A 21308-nucleotide genomic window follows, 5' to 3' on the forward strand; every position below is an offset into this window, starting at 1 on the left:
ACCAGAACGTGGTGTCCCCCTGGACGTGCGAGGCGAGCTCCGCACCGGTCACCGGTGCCCCGCCGACGACGAACCCGTGGTCGCGCCAGCCCACGAAGACGTAATACGGCTCCGGACCGTCGCCTTCCCGGCGCGACGGCATCGCGTCGAGCACCGCGGCCCACCGCCGCAGCACCTCGTCGTCGGTGGTGAAGGCGACGCCACCGGACGAGGTCGCGGTGGGGGCCAACGAGCGGCCCTGTCGCGGCAGCCGCCGCTTCTTCACCGGCCGCTCGGGGCGCGAGGTGTCGCCGCCCTTGCGCGAGGACGGAACCGACGGGTCCGGCCGCGTCGGCGACATCCGCTCGGGCCCGCCCTCGGACGGCTGCCGACCGGCAGGACGGTCCGCCACCGTCACCTGCGGATTCCCGCCGTCCCGCAGGCCAGCCGTGAACGCCGACAGCTCGACGGCGACCTCCGCGGCCCCGGCCGGGCCGTCGAGCACCACGGACACCTCGACGCCCGGCGGCGCCGACCGGAACAACGGGTGCGCCAGAACCTGCTGGGCGAGCTCCGCGCCGCTCACCGGCATACCGTCGAAGACCAACCCGGTCCCCTGCGCACCGACGAACACGTACAGCGGCTCGGGCCCGCCGCGTTGCTTCCGCGACGGCATCGCCCCGAGTACCTCGGCCCACCGGGCCAGCAGCTCCTCGTCGCGGGTGAAAGCGATACCACCCGACGAGGTCGCGGTGGGCGCCAGCGACCGGCCCTCCCGCGGAACAGGCCGTCCGACGTCCGAACCGCTCTCGTAACCCGAGTCCGAGGTGAGGGCTCGCTTCAGTGCGGGCGGGGCGGGCTCAGCCTCCTCCAGGCCGGCCTGCCAGCCGGAACCACTGGCAGGCTCGGCGATCTGCGCGACGGTGACCTTCAGCGGCTGGAGTGAGACCGGCGGCGCGGACGGCTGCTCTCCCGCCAGCAGCACCTCTTCGAACGTGCCGCCCCCCGCCAGCAGGAGGTTGCCATCGTTGAAGAAGTGGACGGCGTCCGCCGTGGCGAACATCCCGATCGGCCCGTGGTCCCGGATCCGTGCCTCTTTGACGCGCTTCGCCTGTGTGTCACCGCTCCAACCCGGCACAGGCGCGTTCGCGTAGCACTGCAGCAACAGAACCTGGTCGACACCGAACGCCTGCAGGAAGGCTTCTGTGCCGAACAGGGCGTTCGAGGCGTCCGCGCCGGTGAGCGTCACGATGTCACCTGGAACATGCGGATGACCGGTCGCCACAGCGAATGCGAAGCCGTCCTGCGCGCTGGCGTGACCGAGCTTGAGCCACACCGGCTTGCGCGGCCACGGTGCGTTCAGCCTGAAATAGGTCTCCGAGTCCTTGGCCTTCTGATCGTAGTAGTTCTGTCGTTCGCCGGTGAAGTTCCGGGCGAACGGGATGTTCTTCGCCACGTCGAAGGCCTTGACGGGGAAGACGTCGCCGTGCGGCACCCCGATCGGGGTCTTGACGGGGTAGCTGAGGTAGTCCCCCGGTCGCGGCTTCGTGACGGTGCTCCGGAACCCGCCGTCCACCTTGATCAAGCCGCCGGTCGCGGCGAACGTGAACGTGCCGACGTTCGTGTGCATCGTCCGCACGTACCCACCGAGGACCATCGACCTGCCGAACGCCTTCAGGTCGATGTCGTTCTGCGGCCCCAGGGTGATCAGGAGCAGCTGGGCCTGTGCCGGGACGACCCCCATGAGCCGGCGCAGTCCGGGATCGTCGCGCAGCGCCTGCCCCAGTTCGACCTCGGACAGCATCTCGACCGCACCGTCGGCACGCTCGCCGCGGAAACGGCCGCCCGCGGCCTGTGCCACGACCAGCACGGGCGGGACGTCCCACGGTGACCTCTGGCGTTTCTTGTTCGCGTCGACGTAGGTGCTGATCGCCGCCGGGCTGCTCTGCGACAGCCACTTGCGCAGTCCGCTGGCGAACTTGTCGTCCCCCGGCGACCGCAGCGCCAGCATCCGCAGCCCCTGCCCCGGCTCGGACAGGACCTCGGTGCGCAGGTCTCCTGCCCGCCAGACCGACACCTTCACGAACCTCGACCCGTCGCCGAGCAGCACGGGCTCGCCGTTCAAGACCTCCGCGCGGCCGGTCACCCCGTAGACGGGGTTGAAGAACTTGGCAGTTCGCAGCACACCACTGGCGTCGAAGCCCACGCCGCCGAAGTTGATCCGCGTCCCGCTGTCCGACGACAAGAACACCAACGGGCGTCGCGGATCGGTCTTCAACCGCTCGGCGACCGCGGGGATCTGCAGCAGCATGGAGCCGATCCCGGCGCCCTCGGTCGGCGACAGCTGACCGTTCGCCAGCTCGACCAACGCGTGACGCTGGGTGCCGTCGAGCACGACCACAACAGGCTTGTGCGGACCCCACGGCCCTGGCAGGAACTGACCGGGACCCGCATACCTGGCGGCGAACGCCCGGATCTCGGCAGCGTGCCCCGGGGTGGTCGGAAACCCCACCACCGACCCGAGATCGATGTACCTCACGTTCGAGAGTGCGAGCGGCGCTTCGGTGAACCGTGAACCCGGCAGCACCCTCAGCGGGCCGAGCCCGGTGAGCTTGACCTGTCCCTGGAACGAGAAGCTGTGCCACGGGCCCGACCGCGCGGCGAGCTCGTCCACCAGTCCGGGAGCCGAAGGCGGTTCGCTGTGCGGGGTGAGGTCCTGGACGGCGACGATGAGTCTCGGCCGTACGCGCCCGTTCTGCGCCTGCGCGAACGCATCGGTCGCCAGCAGCACTTTCGACGTCTCCGAACGGGTGGGCGCCACCGATCGGCCGTGGTCCCGGATCAGAGCTGTGAGACGCCCGTTCCTCGTCTGCGCGTGCGCTTGCAGATCCCCCGCCCCGGTCGGTTCGAGAACGGAGGCCCACTGCGCCACCGCCTCCGTGCCGAGCACCTCGTGCCTGGGATCGTCGAAATCCTCCTTCTCCTCGATGGACCGACGCGCGTCGACGGACATCATCCAAGCCGGGATTTCTTCGACCGCGCGGCGGGAAGTGTCGTCGGCGGGGAGGAAAACGCCGAAGGTCCGCCGTTCGTCGGACAGCGGCACCACCACCAGGTCACCCGGCTCCAGCGGTGACACCCGGTCGAAATCACCCTGGGACGGTTGCTGGTGAGCGCGGCGAACCGCCACCGTCACGTGCAGGTACTCACCGGCGCCGCGCAACCCCACCGCGAACGCGAGCAACTCCTCGGAGACGTCCGCGATCCCGGTCGGGTCGTCGAGCACCACCGCCACCTCGGTGCTCCGGGGCAGCGACTGGAACGGGCCATGCGCGAGAACCTGCTGTGCGAGCTCCGCACCCCTCATGGGCACGTTGTCGAAGTACAGGACGTTGTTGCGCGCTGCCACGAACGCGTAGAACGGCTCGGGCCCGACCCCCTCCCTGCGCGACGGCATCGCTCCCATGACGTCCGCCCACCGCTTCGCCACCTCGGTGCCGGCGGTGAAGGCGATGCCTCCCGAGCTCGTCGCGGTGCTCGGAAGGGAGTGGGCCGACGGCACGAAAGCCGGTGTCGCCGGCCCGATCGCGTAGCTCCCCGGCCGCACGACAAGGGGGTCACCCGAGGCCCAGAGGGGCGCCAGCTCGGGGAAGGCCTTCTCCATCTCCTGGAGGGTTTCGCGGCTGGGGATCTCGTTGCCCTGGAACAGGCTCTGGCCGAGCTCGTGCGGTGGCAACCAGACGTCGACCGTCACCGCCGCGGAGAGCTGGGGAGCCGCCTCCACGCCGGCGGAGCGGACCACGACGTCGTCGGGCCGGATGTCGAGGCCGAACCTGCCGAGACGCACCGACTCCTCGGTGAGCTCGCGCGCGAAGATCGCCGCCACCTCGTCCGCGGACTGCAGGCCCTGCTGCGAACCGGTGTCCCCGAGGACTCCGTAGCCGGTGATCAGCACCTCGGGTCCGCCGGCCTGCTTGACCCTCCGCCACGCCGCCGCACGGGCGACCTGCTGCGCTACCTCCGCGATCCGCTCGAGCTGCGATGCGTCCACCGCCTGGGCGCGGGGGTCCAGCTGGAGCAGCAGCGGGTCGATCCGCTGCGCCATGAGCTGGGACAGGGGTACGTCCCGCAACCGCCGGCCGCTGTCGAGACCGGCCAGGGTGAGCGAACCCGAGCTGTCGTAGAACGACAAGGCCCCGGAGTCGTCCTCGACATACAGGGTGTCGGTGGCTCCGAACGCCTCGACCCGCCTGACCACACGCCCCCAATGCACCCCGAAGTGCTCCGCGCTCGTCGGCTCGCCCTGCGGCTGCGGCCTGTTCACCAGGCACTGGAGCAGCACGACCGGCGCGGCCGGATCAAAGCCCGCCTGCCGGAAGATCGTGGTGCCCGCGACGATCTCTGCAGCCAGCTCACCCGGCGAGTTCGTGGTGTCACCCCAGACTCCCGGCAGATCGGTCATGAGCTTCGTCTCGAAGCCTTCGGGCTCGCCGTGCCCGCCGACGAACACCGGCCGCACCGGGCTGCGTGACCACGGCGCCAGATAGACCTCAAGCCGGCCGTCCTTCTGGCGGAGGAAGTACTGCAGGCGCATCGGTGTGCGTTGGGCCGCGCTCCGTTCGTTGACCCGGTCCGAGATCTGGCTCGGAAAGTAGATCCCGTAGGTGCCCATGCTGTCGCTGGTCATGGCCCTGGCGATGACGTTCTCCGGGCCCGGCAGAGGAGCCCGATAGGTCGTGACCGACGAGTGCTCCAGCGTGATCCGCCCGTCGGCGGACAACGTCATCCGGGTCGCCACCGCGTGCAGCCTGCGGGAGTAGCCGCCATCGAGCAGGGCCTGGTTGAACTCCTCCGGGTCACCCGCCAGATCACCGGTCAGGGAGCCGAGCACGATGTCCGGGAGGGCGGCCGAGTTCTCCCCTTCGCCGAGCACGTCGCGCAGGGCGGGATCCGCCCGCAGCACGACGGCGAGCTCGTCGAGCGGGACGTCGAGCGGCGCACCGTCGGCGCGTACCCCCAGCGCTCCCACCACGCCGCTGCTCACCAGGACGAAGCCCGCTCGCAGCGACCACGGCGACTTCACCCGGCGCCCACCGTCGACGGTGTACTCGCGCACCCCGTATCGGGTCGCGTTGCGCGCCCATTTCCGCGCCTGTGCGTACAGGTCGGCGTCGTCGGGGCTGCGCACCATCAGCGCCACGGGCCGGCCGCTGACGCTGTACAGCGTCGTGACGCGCAGATCGCCGGCGCGCAGCGTCGACATCTGCGTGACCGCGCCCAGCCGCAGTGCCCCGTCCGGGCCTGCCGCCAGCCCGCCGTTCGACGCCCAGACCTCGTTGTACAACCGTTCCGATCGCAGGGCGCCGGCGAAGTCGAACCCGAGCCCACCGAAGTTGGCCCGCACACCGACGCCCCTGCCGACCAGGATCACGTCGCGCCCCGCGTCGAGCAACCTGCGGAACTCCGGGTCCGCGAGCAGCTCCCCGGCCACCTGCCGGCCGTCGATCTCCTCCACCCGCCAGGAGCCCGGCGAGGCTTTCGCGTACCTGCCGTCCGTCGAGTCGACCACGACGAAGACCCAGTTCCCCAGTGCCGGGTTCTGCGCGACCACGTCGGCCAGGTCCTGCAACGTGAAAGCCTCGAGGCCGCCCCGCACGGGGAACCCGAACACGGGGCCCGCGTTCACGTGCGTGAAACCGCCGTGCTCCGGCACTCTCCTGGAGCCGGTGTCGTCTTGCTGGCCCGTCCGCGGTTCGGTTTCAGTGGGCCGCACTCCACCGGGCCGCACTCCATTGGGCCGCACTCCATTGGGCCGGTAGCCGGGGTTCGGGTGGAAGTCACCGATGCTGCCGTCGGCGTTGATCTCGTGGGCGCCGGCGTGGAACTCGGACCGGATGCCTCCCGCGAACCCGACGATCTCCTCGTAGTCGCGGACCCCCGAGTGCGTCAGGTAGCTGTCGTTGGTGATGACACCGCCAGGCACGTCGAACAGGTGCCGGTACCGGGGTTTGACAGCGCCGAACACTCTCGGGTCGAGGTGCAGATCGGCCTCGCGGGTCGTCGCCACGTAGACGCTCGACTCGGTCCCCCTGATGTCGGTGATCGGGGTGTGGTCGGTGGCGTCCGGCTCGGACCGGAAGTCCTTGCCGAAGATCTCCTTCAACGGCTTGCTGTCGAACAGGTACAGCGGTTCGCGGGTCCTCCGCCAGGCGACCGTGAGGCTCTCGATCTTGTTCGCGTTGACCGAGACGGGCGACACCCGGTACAGCTCGTCCCTGTTGACCCAGTGCACGCCCGGACGTACCGGCCCCCGGGCGATGAACGGTGGCGGTACGTCGTCGCCGGGCGCGGGAACACCGGGTACGGGGACAGCGGGTTCCTCGGCACCGACGGGCCCCATCATGATGTCGAACGTCGCCCACTTCTGGAGCTGTTCGCCGGTCAGCAGCGCGGGCCGCGGCTTCTTCTGGTCGTGCAGCAGGAAGACCCGCTGACCGTCCACGGTGGCCGCTTCGAGCAGGAACGCCTGGCGGCTGGTGCTGAGACCGCGCGCGCCCCGGTCGGTGAGCCACTGCCAGAGCTCCGCGCGGTCCGCGGCGGTGCCCAGGTGGTGGGCGAGCCAGACGGGTCCGCTGATCAGGTCGAACACGTCGTCGGTGCCGAACGGCCGGCCGTCCGGCTCCGGTGCCAGCACGGTCTGAAGGTTCTTCAGGTAGGACCCGCCGTCGACGCCGGTCAGGCGTCGCTCGATGCGGTCCAACGCGAGCGGGGACATCAGCGCGGCGCTCGCCGTCCAGTGGTTGCTGATCACCTTGCGGCTCAGCACCGGCACGGCGCTGTTGCCGACGATGGTGGCCGAGAGCTTCTGCATGACCCGGCCCCAGCGTCCGGTCAGCTCGCCCCACCTCGCCGCGGCGCGCTCGCCGGTCACACCCGACTCGGCGAGCTCGACGCCGCGCTCTGCGAGGACCTCGAACTCGTTGCGGGCCTCCGCGATCCGCTTGCGGGTCAGATCCTCCAGCGTGCGCCCGAACGGCCGGTCACGCCGTCCCTTGAGCTCCGCGGGCATGGTCCTGAGCCCCCGTTCGATCGCGCCCGCCGTCCCCGTGCCGAGGTGGAGCAACGCTGCGAGGGAGGGCAGGCGGCCGCGCAACTGCGTGTCGATGGCCGCAGTGGCCCAAGTGTTGAGGAAGAACTGCTCCTCCATCCCGGCCGAGGCGAACATCGAATCGGTGAGCGCCGCCGGGTGCCGGCGCAGGGCGACGGCCAACCGCGAGCCCGACACCTCATCGCGGTGCACCGGCGACAGGTTCGCCAGGCTGAGCGTCGCGAGTCGCACCGGCAGTGCGGCATCGGGGTCGACCGCCAGGCCCTGCAACGGAGAGCCCGCGACGAACGGGTCCCGGCCTGCGGTGACCGCGTCCTGGGCATCCTGGAGCAGTTGCAGCAGGCGGGCGGGCGAGATCGGCTGGATCGCCCGGCGACCTGTCTCGACGCCCGTCGCGGAGGCCCGCGCCGGGCGGGCCTCCCCTCTGGTGGGCACCAGGCTCGCGGCCAGCGCCGCCTCGGTGACGAACGCCCGGACGCGATCCCGCACCGCCTGGTCGGGAGTCGCGGCGAGCGCCTGGTCCAACGCGGCGAACTGGACTCGCGTCTGCTGAGGGAGCGCGCGGTGTTCGAGCGTGCCGCCCGCGGCGAGCGTCAGGTAGTCGGCGATCTTCGCCTGCACCGCGGGGCCGGGCATTTCCAGCTGCGGCAGTCCGTGTGCGACCGCGGTGTAGCCGGCCAGGGCCTGCCGGGCCTCGTCCCCTCCTCGTTCGTCGATCTCGACTTCGATCGTCGTGAAGTCGCCGTTCAGGCCTTCGGCGTTCCGGGTGCGGACCTCGATGCCGCCTTTCACGAACCTTCCGGACGGCCCCTGCGCGGCGACCAGCGCGGCGACCAACTCCGCCTCGAACACCTGCCGCACGCGGTCCGCACGCCTCTGCGCGGTCCTCGTTGCGCTGAAGGGCTTGCGCCAGGTGCTGGTGGCGCTGCCGGCGATCGAGACCTGGACGCCGCCCAGCCCCAGCCCGGCCCGCGTCACAGCGGTCAGCGCGACCTTCCGCGCCACCGACCGGACGTCGCGCAGCGCCACGTCGGTCAGGTCGTTCCCGTCGGGGAAGTGGACGTTGACGGGAGAGGGCGCGCTCGCGATCCGGCCTGCCACCACCGCGACCAATGGGGCGGTGCGCGAGGCGTGCCGGTCGAAGAACGTCCTGCCCTGCTCACGCCCGTACATCTGCAGGTGCCACCACTGAGGGCCGAGCACGGCCTGCATGGCACGCCCCGCGGCGACCGATGCCGGATCGGCCTCGAGCTCACGCGCGAGATCCTGGAGCTGCGCGAGCCTGGCCAGCTTCTGCGCGTCGTTCGCCGCACGTGCCTCGCCGACGCGCACGGCCAGGTCCGCCAGGACGCGGTCTAGGCTGGGGCCGTGCCGCGTGACGGTGCTGTCGATCATCTCCCGCACGACGGCGTCGAGCTCGGTGGCGGGCGCGAAGGTCTCCAGCGTCAGCTGTGCGCTGCCGTCCTCGCTCTGTGCGATCACCGTGGCGAAGTGGTAGCCCCGCGCACCCTCCGCGCCGGGCACGGAAGCCTGCACGTACACCTGGCCGGGCTCCGCCCACGCGAACTGGTTGAGCCCGGCCACGGAGGCGATCCCGTCCAGGTGAGCCCTCGTCGCGGGGTCGTCCAGCGCGGCCTGGTAGTCGGCGCCGGGCAGTGGCCGGTCGCCGGTGCCGCCCTTCTCCCGCCGGTCCCGCCGCACCAGCTCCACGACCTGGTCCACGTCGGCCTGCTCGCCGGCGCGCACGATCTCGCCCAGGCCCTCCGCGAGGTGGGCCACCCCGGTCAGCTCGGACCTGCTGCCCGTCCCGATGCCCGCGACCTTGCCGCCGGGGAACACCAGCGCGTCGGGCACCTGGCCGTGCACGAGAGCGACGAACTCGCGTTCGTCCGCCGGCAACGACTCGGGCAGGCGCGGCGCCACGCGGAACACCTGGACGCCTGCCGCCGTGACCTGGGTGCCCAGCCTCTCCAGCACGAGGGGGCTGCCGACGCGCCGCAACGCCGCGTCCGCCTGCGTGAGCACCTCCGGCGTGGCCAGGAACTCGTGGGCGTTCCCGCTCACGACGAGAGTGCCGTCCGCCGACGCCAGCGGCTCCCTCACCCCGAACGACGCGACCGCGCCAGGCACCGGTCCCGGGGTCGTGCTCGGTGCGGCGACGCCCGCGAGGTCCACTCCGGGCGGCTGGGTGTCCTCGTCCGGCAGCGGAATGTCACCGATGAGGCGCCCCAGCACGTCGGCGTACCGGTCGTTCGGGGGCAGCGGCCGGCCGCTCGCACCGACGGTCAGGTGACGTCCCGTGACGGAGCCGCTGGAGTCGAGCCCGCCCGGCTCGTCGGAGGACTCCGGGACCAGACCGATCAGCTGACCGAACCGCCGGGCGAACTCCACCGCGTCCTGGTCGGGCCGCCAGTGGGCCTGGTCGATCGCCCGCGAGGGATCGGACGACAGCTCGACGCTGTGGTGCACCGGGGAGTCCGGCGTCTTCGGCATGATCCGGAAGCGCAGCAGGTCCTGGTCGACCGAGCCGAGAAACGCCCGGTTGAAGTAGAAGTCGACGGCGAGCTGGGCCTTGGTCATCGTCTCCACCGCGACGTCGCCCATGTCGCCGTTCGGGTCGAGGTCGACGTGCACGGTGACCTCGGTGACGGCGATCCGTTCACCGAGGTAGGCCTGCCAGGCCCGGCGCACCTCGAACGCCGGCCGCACCGGCGGTTTGCCCGGCACCGCGTGAGTCACACCGCGCTGATGCGGCACGGCACGAGCCAGTTCCTCGCGCTCGTAACCGTGTGGCTCCGGGTAGGTGGCGGGAACCGTCCTCTCGTCGTCCTCGTCGGAGTCCGAATCCTCCTGGGCGAACTGGGAGTCGCCGGACGAGCCGACGGACCCCAGCTCGTCGGGGTCGCCGGCCCTGGCGGACTGCAGGGTGAGATCGCCGAACAACGCGTCCCAGTCGACGTCCGGGGCCTGCTCGGTGGAGACCGACCCGGCCGGGAAAGCCCGTTCCAGCTCGTTCTCGATCTGTTGGTACTGCCCGGGAACCAGCTGCCTCAGCAGCGCGGCGGTCGTGGGGTTGCGGCCGAGCACCCCGCGCGCGCCCCGCGGTTCCCGCTCCGCCAGGGCAGCCGCGGCGGCGACCACCTCGTCGACGTCCACCTCGCCGGACGCGGAGCTGTGGATCTTCGCGTGCGCGACGACGTCCGCGAGACCCCGGTTCGCGCGGTGGCGGTCGTCCGTCTGGCCGGACGTCTCGCTCCTGTTGCCGAAGAGCCAGGGAACGTCGTAGGCCCACGCGTCGGTGATGGCCACGACCGGGAACTCGGTCGGCAGGCCCTCGGCGTCCCAGCTCGACGGGGTGGCCGCGCGCGCCCTGGCCAGCCCCCGGTGCACGTGCTGCGTCGTCCCCTCGAACCGGACCGACTCGTCCAGGGCGACGCCGAGTTCGGCGAGCCACTCCTGCGCGCTCAGCGGGCGGTCGGAGGACATCGTCGGGTCCAGCACCCCCCACCAGGGACCGTCGGCACCCTCGACCTGGACGGCGACGGCGACGCGGGCGTTCTCGCCGACCAGCTCGATGCCGGCGTTCGCCCGCACCACGAAGATCTTGTGGGGTTCCGCCCCGAGCTGCCGCAGTGCGACCGCCATCAGGTGCGCCCGGTTCTCAGAGCCCTCGTCCGGGTGGCCGAACGTCAGCGCGTTCATCTGGCCCGCCAACGCCCGCGCCTGGTCCAGCGTCACCGGCTGCTGGGCCGACTCCTCCAGCAGATGCGTGACATAGGGCGCCTCCTCCGGACGCAGCCCGGTCAGGTCGGCCGGCATGCTGCCGCCGAACATCTCCCGGTAGGCGGTCGTGACCGCGCTCACCGCGCGCGGATCCCGGTTCATCCCACCGACCAGCGTCAGTGCCCCGTCGAAGTCGGCGGCGTCCACCCGGTCGCCGACCGCTTGCGCCAGAGCCCGCACGGACACCAGATCGGCGGTCCTGTCGGGCAGCCGGCCCACACTGCGGACCACGCTGCGTTCATCAGCCGGGTCCGCCACGAAGGTGTCGCCCCGCCCCAGCACCTCGAATGCGCGATCGAGGTGCTGGGGCGCCAACCGGCCCTCGTCCACCGCGGCGACCAGAGCTCCGGCCACCTCGTCCGACAGCAGCTCGGAACCCGGCATGCCCATCGCCAGGTGCAGCTGCCCGAACAGCCGGCCCGCGTCCACTTCGGACACCGCCAGCGTGTCCGTGATGGCGTCCACCGCACGGTTCTGGCCGGTCCCGCCGGAAGTCCAGCTGACAGCACCGGGAAACGCCGGCGCGACGGGCGTCGGCCCACCGGGCGGGTCCTCGCGCGTGGCCCGTGACGGGACGCCGATGAGGTCGGCTCTGGGCAGCTGGGCGCCCTCCGCGAGCCCCTGGGTGACCACGACGTCGGACGGCGAGGCCGCCGTCATCGGGACGTCGCCGATGAACTGCGCCAGCAACTGGGCGTACCGGGAAGGCGTGCGGATGTCCGCCATCGGCTGCCGCGTGCCGTCCGGAAGCGTCTCCAGATGACGGCCCATCACCGTGCCGATGATGTCGAGCTGGCCCTCCTCGGTGGAGTACTCCTCGACCAGGCCGATCATGTGGCCGAACTCGTGCGCGGACTGCACCGGGAACTGGTTGGTCCTCCAGTGGTTCTGGTCGATCGTGCCCGACGTGGCCGACGCCAGCTCCACGCTGTGGTGCACCACGGAGCCGGCCGTCTTCGGCATGATCCGGAAGCGCAACAGGTCCCCGTCGGGCGTCTGCAGGTTCGGTGCGTTGAAGTAGTGGTCGACGCCCAGCTGAGCCCTCGTCAGCATCGGCCCCGCGGCCGCGGCCATGTCGCCGTTCGGATCGAGATCGACGTACGTGGTGACCTCGGTGACCGGCCGCAGCCGGCCGTCGACGTACTCCTCCGCCCGCCGCACCTCGAACGCCGACCGCACCACCTCGTCCCGGCCCGGCACTGCGCGGATCCGGCCGCGCTGATGCACCTCGGCGCGAGCCAGGTTCGCCCGCTCGTATCCGTGCGGCGTCGGGAAGGTCGCGGGAACCTCGCTGTTGTCGGAGGCGAGCCCGCCCACCGACGTTGCCGGCGTACCGACACGCGTGTCACCGTCCCACGAAAGCGTGGAGATGTCGTTCGACACGACCCCGCTCGAACTGTCACCGGCATCGGGTCCGGCGGTGCCGCCGGGCCCCTCGGCGAGCGGCAAGCCGAGCTCGCCCAGCAGCGCGTCCCAGTCGATCTGCGGATCGGTACCGAGGATCTGCGGATCCGTGCCGAGGGAGAGCACAGCGGGGTCGATGGTGTCGAGGGTCGCCAGGCTGTCGCCGATGTCGACGGCGAACCTGTTCAGCTCGCTCTCAATACGCCCGTAGTGGTCGGGCACCACCTCCCGCAGCATCGTGGCGGTCACGGGATTGCGCTCCAACACCCCGGGGGTGCTGAACGGCAGTTCGTTCACCAGAGCGACGGCTTCGGCCACCACCTCGTCGCCATCGACCGAACCGAGCTGCAGCAACTGGGCCATCGACCGCGCGAGAATGTCCGCGAGGCCCCGGTCCGCTCGCCGCTCGCCGACGATCGCGTTCTGGGTCTGGAGTTTGCCGACATCCCCCTGGCGGTAGTGCTGATCCGACTGGCTGAAGGTGTCGACCGTATCGGTGTAGAGGGTCGGCTTGGCGTAGACCCAGGGGTCCGTGATGGCCACGACCGGGAACGCGTTCGGCATGCCCTTGGCATCCCAGCCGGCGGGATCGGCGGCTCGCCGTCTGTCGATCTCCCGCCGGATGTGCGGCGCCGTGCCCTCCAGTCGCACCGCCTTGCTCATGTCGAGGTTGAGCTCACCGAGCCACTCCCTGACGCTCAGCAGACGATCGGGAGCGACGGAGGGATCCAGCACCGCCCACCAGGGGCCGTGTGCGCCTTCGACCGGAATGACGACAGTGATGTGGTAGTCCCACCGCACCGGCATCTTGCCGACCTCAGCCGCACCCTTCGCATTCGCGCTGTACAGCTCGATGCCAGGATTTGTCCGCGCCACGAGGATCTTCTGCGGCCGCACACCGAGCTGCTGCAACGCCATCGCCATCAGGTGGGCGCGGATGTAGCAGCCGTCATCGGGGTGTTCGAACGGCACCGGCAGCTCGAAGCCGTCGGGGTCGGCGAAGTACAGCTGTGACATCCGCCGGAACAGCATCTGCGCCTGGTCGTACGTCACCGGCTGCTGGATCGAGTCACCCAGCAGATGCGTGACGTAGGGCGCTTCCCGCGGACGCAGACCGGTCAGATCGGCGATCATGCTGCCGCCGGACATCTCCGAGTAGGCGGTCGTCACCGCGGCCACCGTCCGCGGCTCCCGGTTCATTCCCCCGGCCAGCGCCACCGCACCATCGAAGTCGCCTGCCGCCACCCGGTCCCTGACCGCCTGCGCCAGAGCACGCACCGACGGCAGGTCGGCCGGCCTGCCGTCGCGGACCATGGTCTGCCCCGCATCACGCTCCGCGGCGGGATCCGCCATGAACGTGCTGACCCGTCCCACCACCTGAAGTGCACGCTCGAAGTGCTGCGGCGCCAACCTGCCCGCGTCCACCGCAGCCACCAGCGCCGCGGCCACCTCCTCCGCCAGGGACTCGGACTCCGGCATGCCCATCGCCCGGTGCAACTGCCCGAACAACACGTCGGCGTCCACCTCGGACGCTGCCAGCGTCGCGCCGATCGCACCCATCACGTCGCTCGACCCAGGACCACCGAAGGTCCAGTCGGTGGTGCCGGGAACCGCGGCTTCGGTGGCGACTTCGGCAGCAGCCCGGTCGATCTCGGCCAGGCCGAGATCGGGCACGTCGACGTCGGCGAGGCCGAAGTCGGCGAGGTCGAGGTCTGCCGCTTCGAAGTCCACCAGGTCGCTGGTCAGGCCGAAGTCATCCAGGCCGAAGCCCGTCATCTCCACGTCGGCCATGCCGATGTCCGCCATGTCGACGTCGGCCGGGTCGAAATCGGACAGGCTGATGTCGGCCATGTCGACATCAGCCATGTCGACGTCGGCCCACCCGAAGCCGGCCAGGTCGGGGTTCGCCGTGTCGAAGTCGGCGAGATCGAGGTCCGGCAGGTCGAAGCCGGGCGCTTCGAATCCGGTCTGCTCCACTCCGGCTGTCCCGAAGTCGGCCATCTCGAACACGTCGACTTCGGACACGTCGTCGTCGAACTCTTCAACCTCGCCCGTGTCGTGGGCATCCAGGTCCACCACGGCGTCGAGAACGGGATCGGCCATGAACGTGCCGGTCCGTCCCAGCACGGCGAGAGCACGCTCGAAATGCGGCCGCGCCAACCGGCGCTCGTCCACCGCGGCCACCAGCGCCCCGGCCACCTGATCCGCCAGCGACTGCGCACCCGGCATGCTCATCGCCTGGTGCAGTTGACCCAGCAACAGGTCGGCGTCCACATTGGACATCGCCAAGGTCGCCACGATCGCACCCACCGCGTTGCTCTGCCCAAGCGCTTCGGGAGGCGCTCCAGCAGTGAAACCGGCGGTGGGGTCGAGCTGCCCGAAGTCCAAGTCAGGCGCGCCGATGACGGCCGCCAGGGCGAAGCCGGCCGGATCGAGGTCGGAAACGGAGAAGTCGGACCCGCTGCCGGGAACCTGTGCACCGAACCACGAGCCGTCCGGCCCCGCAGCCGGTTCGGGGCCCGCTCGTCGATCACGTCCGGCGTCAGGCGCGGTGCCCGGCGAGGTGCCAGGCGCGGTACCAGGTGCCGTGCCCGGCGCGACGTCCTGCGACAGGTCGCTCTGGCCCGCCTGCTGGAAGGAGGCCGAGTCGCCCGCCAGGTCCGGCGAGTCCACGTCCATCAGCTCGAAGCCGGACCACCCCGGCACGGGCGAGTCCAGCCGGAAGTACGGGGAGAAGCCCGCGTCGTCCCCGATCGCCTGGCCGTCCCTGGCAGGGCTGCCCGGCACCTGGCCGGGCTGCGGTTGCACCTGTCCCTGTTGCGCCGCAACGGACTGGCCCGGTCCCACCGCCACGTGCCCCTGCTGGCCGCCGGGCTGGGCCCCCGCGACCGGGGCAGCACCCGGCACGGACGTCCCGCCGAGATCCTGCGACCCACCATCGGACGGACCGGCCTGCGAAGAGTCCGCAGCCGACGAAGCGGCTCCCCCACTCGACTCGGAACCCACGACCCCGTTGGCGGCCGTCGGCCCGGCAGAGGCGAGCGGTGCCTGGCCAGACTGCGGTTGTGCCTGACCCTGTTGCGCCGCAACGGACTGGCCCGGTCCCGCCACCACCTGCCCCGGCTCGCCGCCGGGCTGGGCCCCCGCGACCGGGGCAGCACCCGGCACGGACGTCCCGCGGACATCCTGCGACCCACCGTCAGACGGGCCGACCTGCGAAGAGTCCGCAGCCGACGAAGCGGCTCCCCCACTCGACTCGGAACCCACGACCCCGCTGGTGTCCGCCGGCCCGGCAGAGGCGAGCGGCGCCTGGGGCAGGGTGGAACCGGGCAGCAACGGCGGCGTGACAACGGTGTCGGGCTTGGGATAGCCCGCTCTCGAGGCGTCCGTGGTACCGACGACGTCAGGCCTGTTCGCCCCAGGCGCGCCTTCGAGCGAACGGATACCCGACACCCCGGGGTCGCCGCCTGCACCCCTTCCCCCACCCGAACCACCATTGCCCGGACCAGGCCCGACACCCGGACCCCTGACCGGTGCAGCGCCCCCACCAGGCCCACCACCTCCCCCTGGGAAACCAGGCCCACCGCCCCCAGGGAAACCAGGCCCACCCTTCTCCCCCGATCCACCGCCCTGACCACCCGGAAGCTCTGGGCCATCCGGGCCGCCGATACCGAGGCCCTTCCCGGCCGCCAACGCCGCGATACCAGCCGCCACCGCCGCGATCTTCGGACCCGCATCATGCGCACCCCGCTCAGCAGCACTGCTGAACGCACCATTCACCGCACCCGCCCACAAATCATCAAAACTCCCACCCAGAATCCCCGCAGCCCCCGCACCCACCACCGTCTCCGCCGCAGCCTCGTTCAACGCCCCGAACACCACCGACTTCGCAAACCCCGGCGCCACCCTCGACATCCCCAACGCCGCACCCGCAATCAACCCACCCGCCGCCGCACCCGCCGTGAACTCGATCAACGAACTCACCTTGTCCCAATAAACCCGCGTCCCCTCCGCAATCTGCGCCAACTGCGCCAACGCCCCCTGCACAACCTCATCCACCCCCTCCCGCACCGCCGCCACCAACAACCGCACAGCCCAGTTCAACCGATCCACCACCTGCGCCACCGCCACCCGCGCCGCCGTGATGAACGCCGGCACCAACGGCGCCGTAAAAGGATTCGACAACGCCCACACAACCGAATTCGCGAAATACACGATCTCGATCAACATCGAATACACCGACTGCTCGACATTCAACGCCAAACTCAACAACGCATCCGACTGCTGCCCCGCCAACCCCGCCAACCCCGGAACAACCGCCCCCAACTCCCTCACATGCAACCGGAACACCAAACCCAAACGACCCCCCAACGCATCCTCCACCTGCCCCGCCAACACATCCATCGTCGCCGCCATCTGCTCCAACGACACACCACTGTCCCGCCACTGCCGCGCCAACTCCCGCGCCGCCGCCACATCCACCCGCGGCGCCAACTGCCCCGCAAGCAACACCCACAACCAATCCAAATCCGGATCAAAATGAATCTCCACGACTCAACCCCGAACCGCACCGCACCACACCGGTGGCGACGAGTCGCCGACCGGGTAGGTGACGGTGCTGCTCATGGACGGTCCCCAAGTTGGTGTCGGGTCGAATGCTCCGAGTCAGACCGCGCGGCAGTCCTGGTGAAAGCCGTGAACCCGCGGGACATGTCCCTGCGGGTTCATCCGGTGACGCTGGTTTCCGCGCGGACTATTGGTCGGGCTCGAACGCTTCCTTCGCGTAGGCGGTCGCCTTCACCTCGGTCCCGTCGGCGTAGTCCGCGAGTCCGAAGAGTTCGTCGGTCGCTCCGCGGAGGCGTTGACCGATGCTGCGCACCCCCCAGCTGATGGTGTCGCTGGCGTTGACGTAGTCGCCCTGCATCGCGTTCCAGCTCTCATCGCTCTCGCCGTGATTGCCGCCGACCAGCGGTCGGGCCACCCGCAACGACTCGAGCCCCGAAGCGAAGTTCTCGAACATGTCGGCCACCGAGGAGAACGAGTAGGCGGCGCGGCGGATCAAGCCGGTGTCGATGTCGACCTGCCCGCTGAGCGCGCCGTAGTCGAGGTGCCCGCTGCCGGGTACCGACTGGCCCTGCGTCTCGTGGCCGGAGCCGGCTCCCGAGTCGGATCCGGGGGTGATGTTGGACGAGGTCGTGACCATGGTCGCTACTCCCTGATGTCCATCACGTCGCGCGTGACGTCCTGCAGTTCCGGTTCAGGCTTGAGCAAGCTGTGGATGTCGACTTCGCCGGAGAAGAGCTTCTGGGCGTCCATGCCCGGCGGCAGGGTCGGCGCGACGACCTCCGCGGCCGCCTGACGGGCGAGCTGCTGGGCCTCGGTGATCGTCTTGAGCAGGACGCTCGCCAGCTCGGCCGGCGCCATGCGCTTGTAGGCCCCGGACGGGAACTTGATGTCCGAGACCGCACCGCCGTGCGTCACCGTCACGGTGAGGGCCCGCCTGGGCGCGGTCGCCGTGCAGGAGATCTCCCGCAGCTTGCGCTGCGTCTCCTTCACCTCGGCCATCTGCCGCTGGTACTGGCTCATCAACTGTTCGAGTTGCTCCGAATGGGGCGTCGACATGCGTCCCAGTAGAACGACACCGGTTTCACCGATCAACAAGACTGGGCACGGGTGAGGTGTCCGTGTACGCAACGTTGCCCGAACGCACCAAGTCGGGGCATCTGCCGAGTACCGGCTGCAAGTCTGTGGCCACGGAGCGCACCGCCACCGCGTCGTGGCCGGTAGACGCCCGTGATCTACGCGAACCGGACATTCGGCAAGGCGGCAGGCGATGCGGCTGGACCGGCAGGTTTGACGATTCGTAAAGCTGCCGCCCCGGCAGTCTGGTGACCCAGGGCACAAGGCTGTTCCCTTGTGTTCATGACAGCGAATGTGGCCCGGCAGGACAGCCAGCGAAGGGCCCTTTTCAATGGGCAGGCACGCCGGACGAGCATCCGGGTCGCCATCAACACCTCGGACTCCCTCGTGGCGTCCGGACTGCACGCGATGCTCCGCGCCACGCCGGGCATCGAGGTGGTGTCCATCGAAGAGCAACCCGAGGTCACGATCGCCGTGGCCGACGACTCCAGTTTGCCCGAGTTGCTCAGCGCCCCCGTGACCTCGCGGCTGGTGCTGATCGCGGACGAACTGCGCCAGGCCGAACTGTGGACCGCTATCGAACACGGTCTCGTCGTGCTGGTGCCACGGGAGGAAGCGGCGACGCGCTCGCGGCTGCTCCAGGCCATCTCCGACGCGCGCGAAGGCCGCGGAGACCTTCCGCCCGAACAGCTCGGCACCGTGTTGCGCGGTCTCAAGCAGCTGCAGGAGACCACGCTTCGGCCCCGCGAACTCACGCTGAGCGGGTTGTCCCTGCGCGAGACCGAGGTCATCCGCCTGCTGGCCGACGGCCTCGACACCGCGGAGATCGCCGAACGGCTGATCTACTCGGAGCGCACCGTGAAGAACGTGCTGCACAGCCTCCTGAACCGGCTCAACCTGCGCAACCGCGCGCACGCGGTCGCCTACGCACTGCGGCACGGCCTGATCTGAGCGGCACCGGCGGCCGCCGGCCCTCTCTTCCCCGGCAGGCCGCCGAGGCCGGGTGGTGCATCGGCGCCACCCGGTGCACCACCACGGTGCACCCGTGGATCCAGTCGCGCCGAACCCTTGTCGGAGCGGGCCCGTGACGCCGATGTCCGAAGTGGACACTGAACCGGCCACGTCGTCGCTTTCGTTCGCACTGCAGGTTACGTCGACGGACCACCTGCGGGGCAAGGTCCCAACACGCACGCTTCCTTGCCTCTTCAAACTCGGGCGCCGTTCGCCTCAGCCGAACAACGCTTAAATCAAGTGCTTCGCGGTACCGGCGGCAACTCGGAGATGCGATATGACTTACGGCCTTGGGATCGATCTGGGCACCACCTACACCGCGGCCGCGGTGTCGGACGGTTCCGGCACCAGAGTCGTCCGGCTCGGCCGCGAGGCGACCGTGTCGTCCGTCGTGTTCGTCGCCGAGGACGGCAAGCTGATCACCGGTGACGCCGCCGAACGAGCGGCGTACATCCAGCCCCTGCGGTCGTCCCGGGCCCACAAGCGCAGGCTCGCCGATCCGACCCCGTTGGAGATCGCGGGATCCGTGCGCTCCCCGTCCACGTTGATGGCCGCCCAGCTGAGAGACGTCGTCGAGACGGTGTCGGAAGCACAGGGCCGCCCGCCCGGTGTCGTCGTGCTGACCTGCCCCGCCGTCTGGGGACCGTACCGCCGCGAGCACTTCGTCGAGGTACCGCGACTCGCAGGCCTGCGGAACGTGCGGGTGGTGACCGAACCCGAAGCCGCCGCGATGCACTACTCGGTCGAACGCAGGCTCGGCGACGGCGAGATCGTGGGCGTCTACGACCTCGGCGGTGGCACGTTCGACGCCACAGTCCTGCGCGCGCGCCCCAACGGCATGGAGATCCTCGGCACGCCCGAAGGCGTGGAACGCCTGGGTGGCATGGACTTCGACGACGCACTGTTCACCTACGTCGACGAGCAGCTCGGCGGCGCGCTCAGCGCGATGGACCCGACGGTGCCTGAGCACGCGCGACTGCGCCTCTTGGCGCGCGAAGCTTGCCGACAGGCCAAAGAGGACCTCTCCGCCGCCGCGAAGACCGTCGTTCACCTCGTGCTGCCCGACCAGACCAAGCACGAGGTGGAGATCAGCCGCACGACGTTCAACAACCTCATCAAGTCCCACCTCGAGCTGACCACCGACTCGCTGCGGCGCACCATCGGATCGGCGGGACTGGTCCCGGACGACCTCGCGGGCGTTCTGCTGGCGGGCGGCTCCTCCCGCATCCCGTTCGTCGAGCAGACCGTCTCCGACACGTTCGGCAAGCCGGTGCGGGTCGGCCTGCATCCCAAGCTCACCGTGGCGATGGGAGCGGCCGCGATCGCCCGCCTCGAAGCGGGCCGCCCCGCCACTCCCAAGCCGGTGGCCGCTCCCGCTCCCCCACCGCCGCCGCTCGTGTCGATGGCGGCCACGCGTCCCGTCACGTCGTCCCAGGCCCGGACGGCGGTCGCCAGCGTGCCGGCGCCACCGTCGTTCCCCTCGCCAGCCATGCCCGAACGCGGCCGTGGTCCGGCCAAACGCACCATCCCCAGCCCGGCGTACGCCCCGTCGGTCCGGTACGCGCGCAAGAGGAAGAACATGGTGCTGGCGGCGGCGGTGGCGGCCGGCGTGCTGCTGATCGTCAGCGTGATCATCGCGGTGATGGCGCTGAACGGAGGCGCGGCCGAAAGCCAGCCGGCGGGGAACACGCTGGTGAGCAGGACATCCGCGGAAATCCATACCGCGGACTTCCTGCACGGCAATGCCGACGTCGCACCGTTCCACAGCAAGATCGGGTCGGACGCCGGCTGGACGGGGACCTCGCTCTCCGCGGCCGGCACCGCGGGTCATCCCGCAGTCAAGGTGGACACCGGTCCCGCTGGACGACACGTCGTCTGAAACGGTGTCGGCCAGTACTACCTCCAGCAGGACGGCACGAGCGACGCACGCGAGTTCGTGCAGGCGGGCGTCATCGCGTTCGACGTCACGGTGGCCAAACCGCCTGCCGACAGGGTGATGCTCGCGATGCACTGCCGGTACCCGTGCGCCGGCCAGGTCAACGTCGGTCCCCTGCTGGGAAAGCTCCCCGCCGGGAAGGAGTCCGCCGTGCGGATCCCGATGTTCTGCTTCACGTCCGCGGGGCTGGACCCGGCCGGCGTCGACGTGCCGTTCCTGATCCACGCCGCCGGAGCCTTCGAGGCGACGTTCGCGAACGTGCTCTGGGAGCGTTCGGGCGCGGCGGAGGCCACCCCGTGCAGGGACGTGGCGTGACCGGACGGCACGTGCGGCTCGGAGGAGCGCCTCTCGGGGTCCAGCGCGGCGTCAGCCCACACCAAGGCGGACCCGCGCGGTCCCACACGTCTTTCGGGCAGATCCTCAGGTAACGGGAGAACAGTCGCCGGA

General features: G+C 70.5%; 6 protein-coding genes and 1 pseudogene (1 of these 7 cut by a window edge). 4 read left to right on the forward strand and 3 right to left on the reverse strand.

Annotated elements, in window-relative coordinates; all coding sequences use genetic code 11:
• The coding region annotated (locus ACFWV3_RS03575; protein ID WP_382407792.1) for a protein-glutamine glutaminase family protein crosses the window boundary (this coding region is incomplete at its 3' end): on the reverse strand, positions 1–15127 show 15127 of its 27732 nt. The annotated region extends 12605 nt beyond the left edge of the window.
• A 1288-nt stretch (positions 15128–16415) separates the two neighbouring features.
• On the opposite strand from ACFWV3_RS03575, the gene ACFWV3_RS03580 reads away from it, so the two are divergent.
• Positions 16416–16817 carry a hypothetical protein gene (locus ACFWV3_RS03580; protein ID WP_382407794.1) on the forward strand — a complete coding sequence of 134 codons (402 nt, stop codon included), beginning with the start codon at positions 16416–16418 and terminating at the stop codon, positions 16815–16817.
• Positions 16818–17027: 210 nt separating this feature from the next.
• On the opposite strand, the gene ACFWV3_RS03585 is transcribed toward ACFWV3_RS03580, so the two are convergent.
• Together ACFWV3_RS03585 and ACFWV3_RS03590 are read right to left on the reverse strand one after the other, a co-directional pair.
• The gene (locus ACFWV3_RS03585) at positions 17028–17477 is read right to left on the reverse strand and encodes a hypothetical protein (RefSeq protein WP_382407797.1); all 450 of its coding nucleotides are present in this window, start codon (positions 17475–17477) and stop codon (positions 17028–17030) included.
• Positions 17478–17482: 5 nt separating this feature from the next.
• Positions 17483–17896 (reverse strand): YbaB/EbfC family nucleoid-associated protein, encoded by a 414-nt coding sequence (locus ACFWV3_RS03590; protein WP_382407799.1) that lies wholly within the window; start codon positions 17894–17896, stop codon positions 17483–17485.
• Between the two features lie 300 nt (positions 17897–18196).
• Between ACFWV3_RS03590 and ACFWV3_RS03595 the strand changes: the two genes are divergently transcribed.
• The 3 genes and pseudogenes from ACFWV3_RS03595 to ACFWV3_RS03605 all read left to right on the forward strand — a co-directional run.
• Entirely contained in the window at positions 18197–18865 is a 669-nt protein-coding gene (locus ACFWV3_RS03595; RefSeq protein WP_382407801.1) for a LuxR C-terminal-related transcriptional regulator, read from the forward strand.
• 337 nt (positions 18866–19202) lie between these two features.
• The gene (locus ACFWV3_RS03600) at positions 19203–20804 is read left to right on the forward strand and encodes an Hsp70 family protein (protein WP_382407803.1); all 1602 of its coding nucleotides are present in this window, start codon (positions 19203–19205) and stop codon (positions 20802–20804) included.
• A gap of 21 nt (positions 20805–20825) precedes the next feature.
• Positions 20826–21176: pseudogene (locus ACFWV3_RS03605) on the forward strand (putative glycoside hydrolase); the annotation flags it as partial.
• Positions 21177–21308: the final 132 nt, after the last annotated feature.

The organism is Lentzea sp. NPDC059081 (assembly GCF_042738015.1).
GTDB lineage: Bacteria > Actinomycetota > Actinomycetes > Mycobacteriales > Pseudonocardiaceae > Lentzea.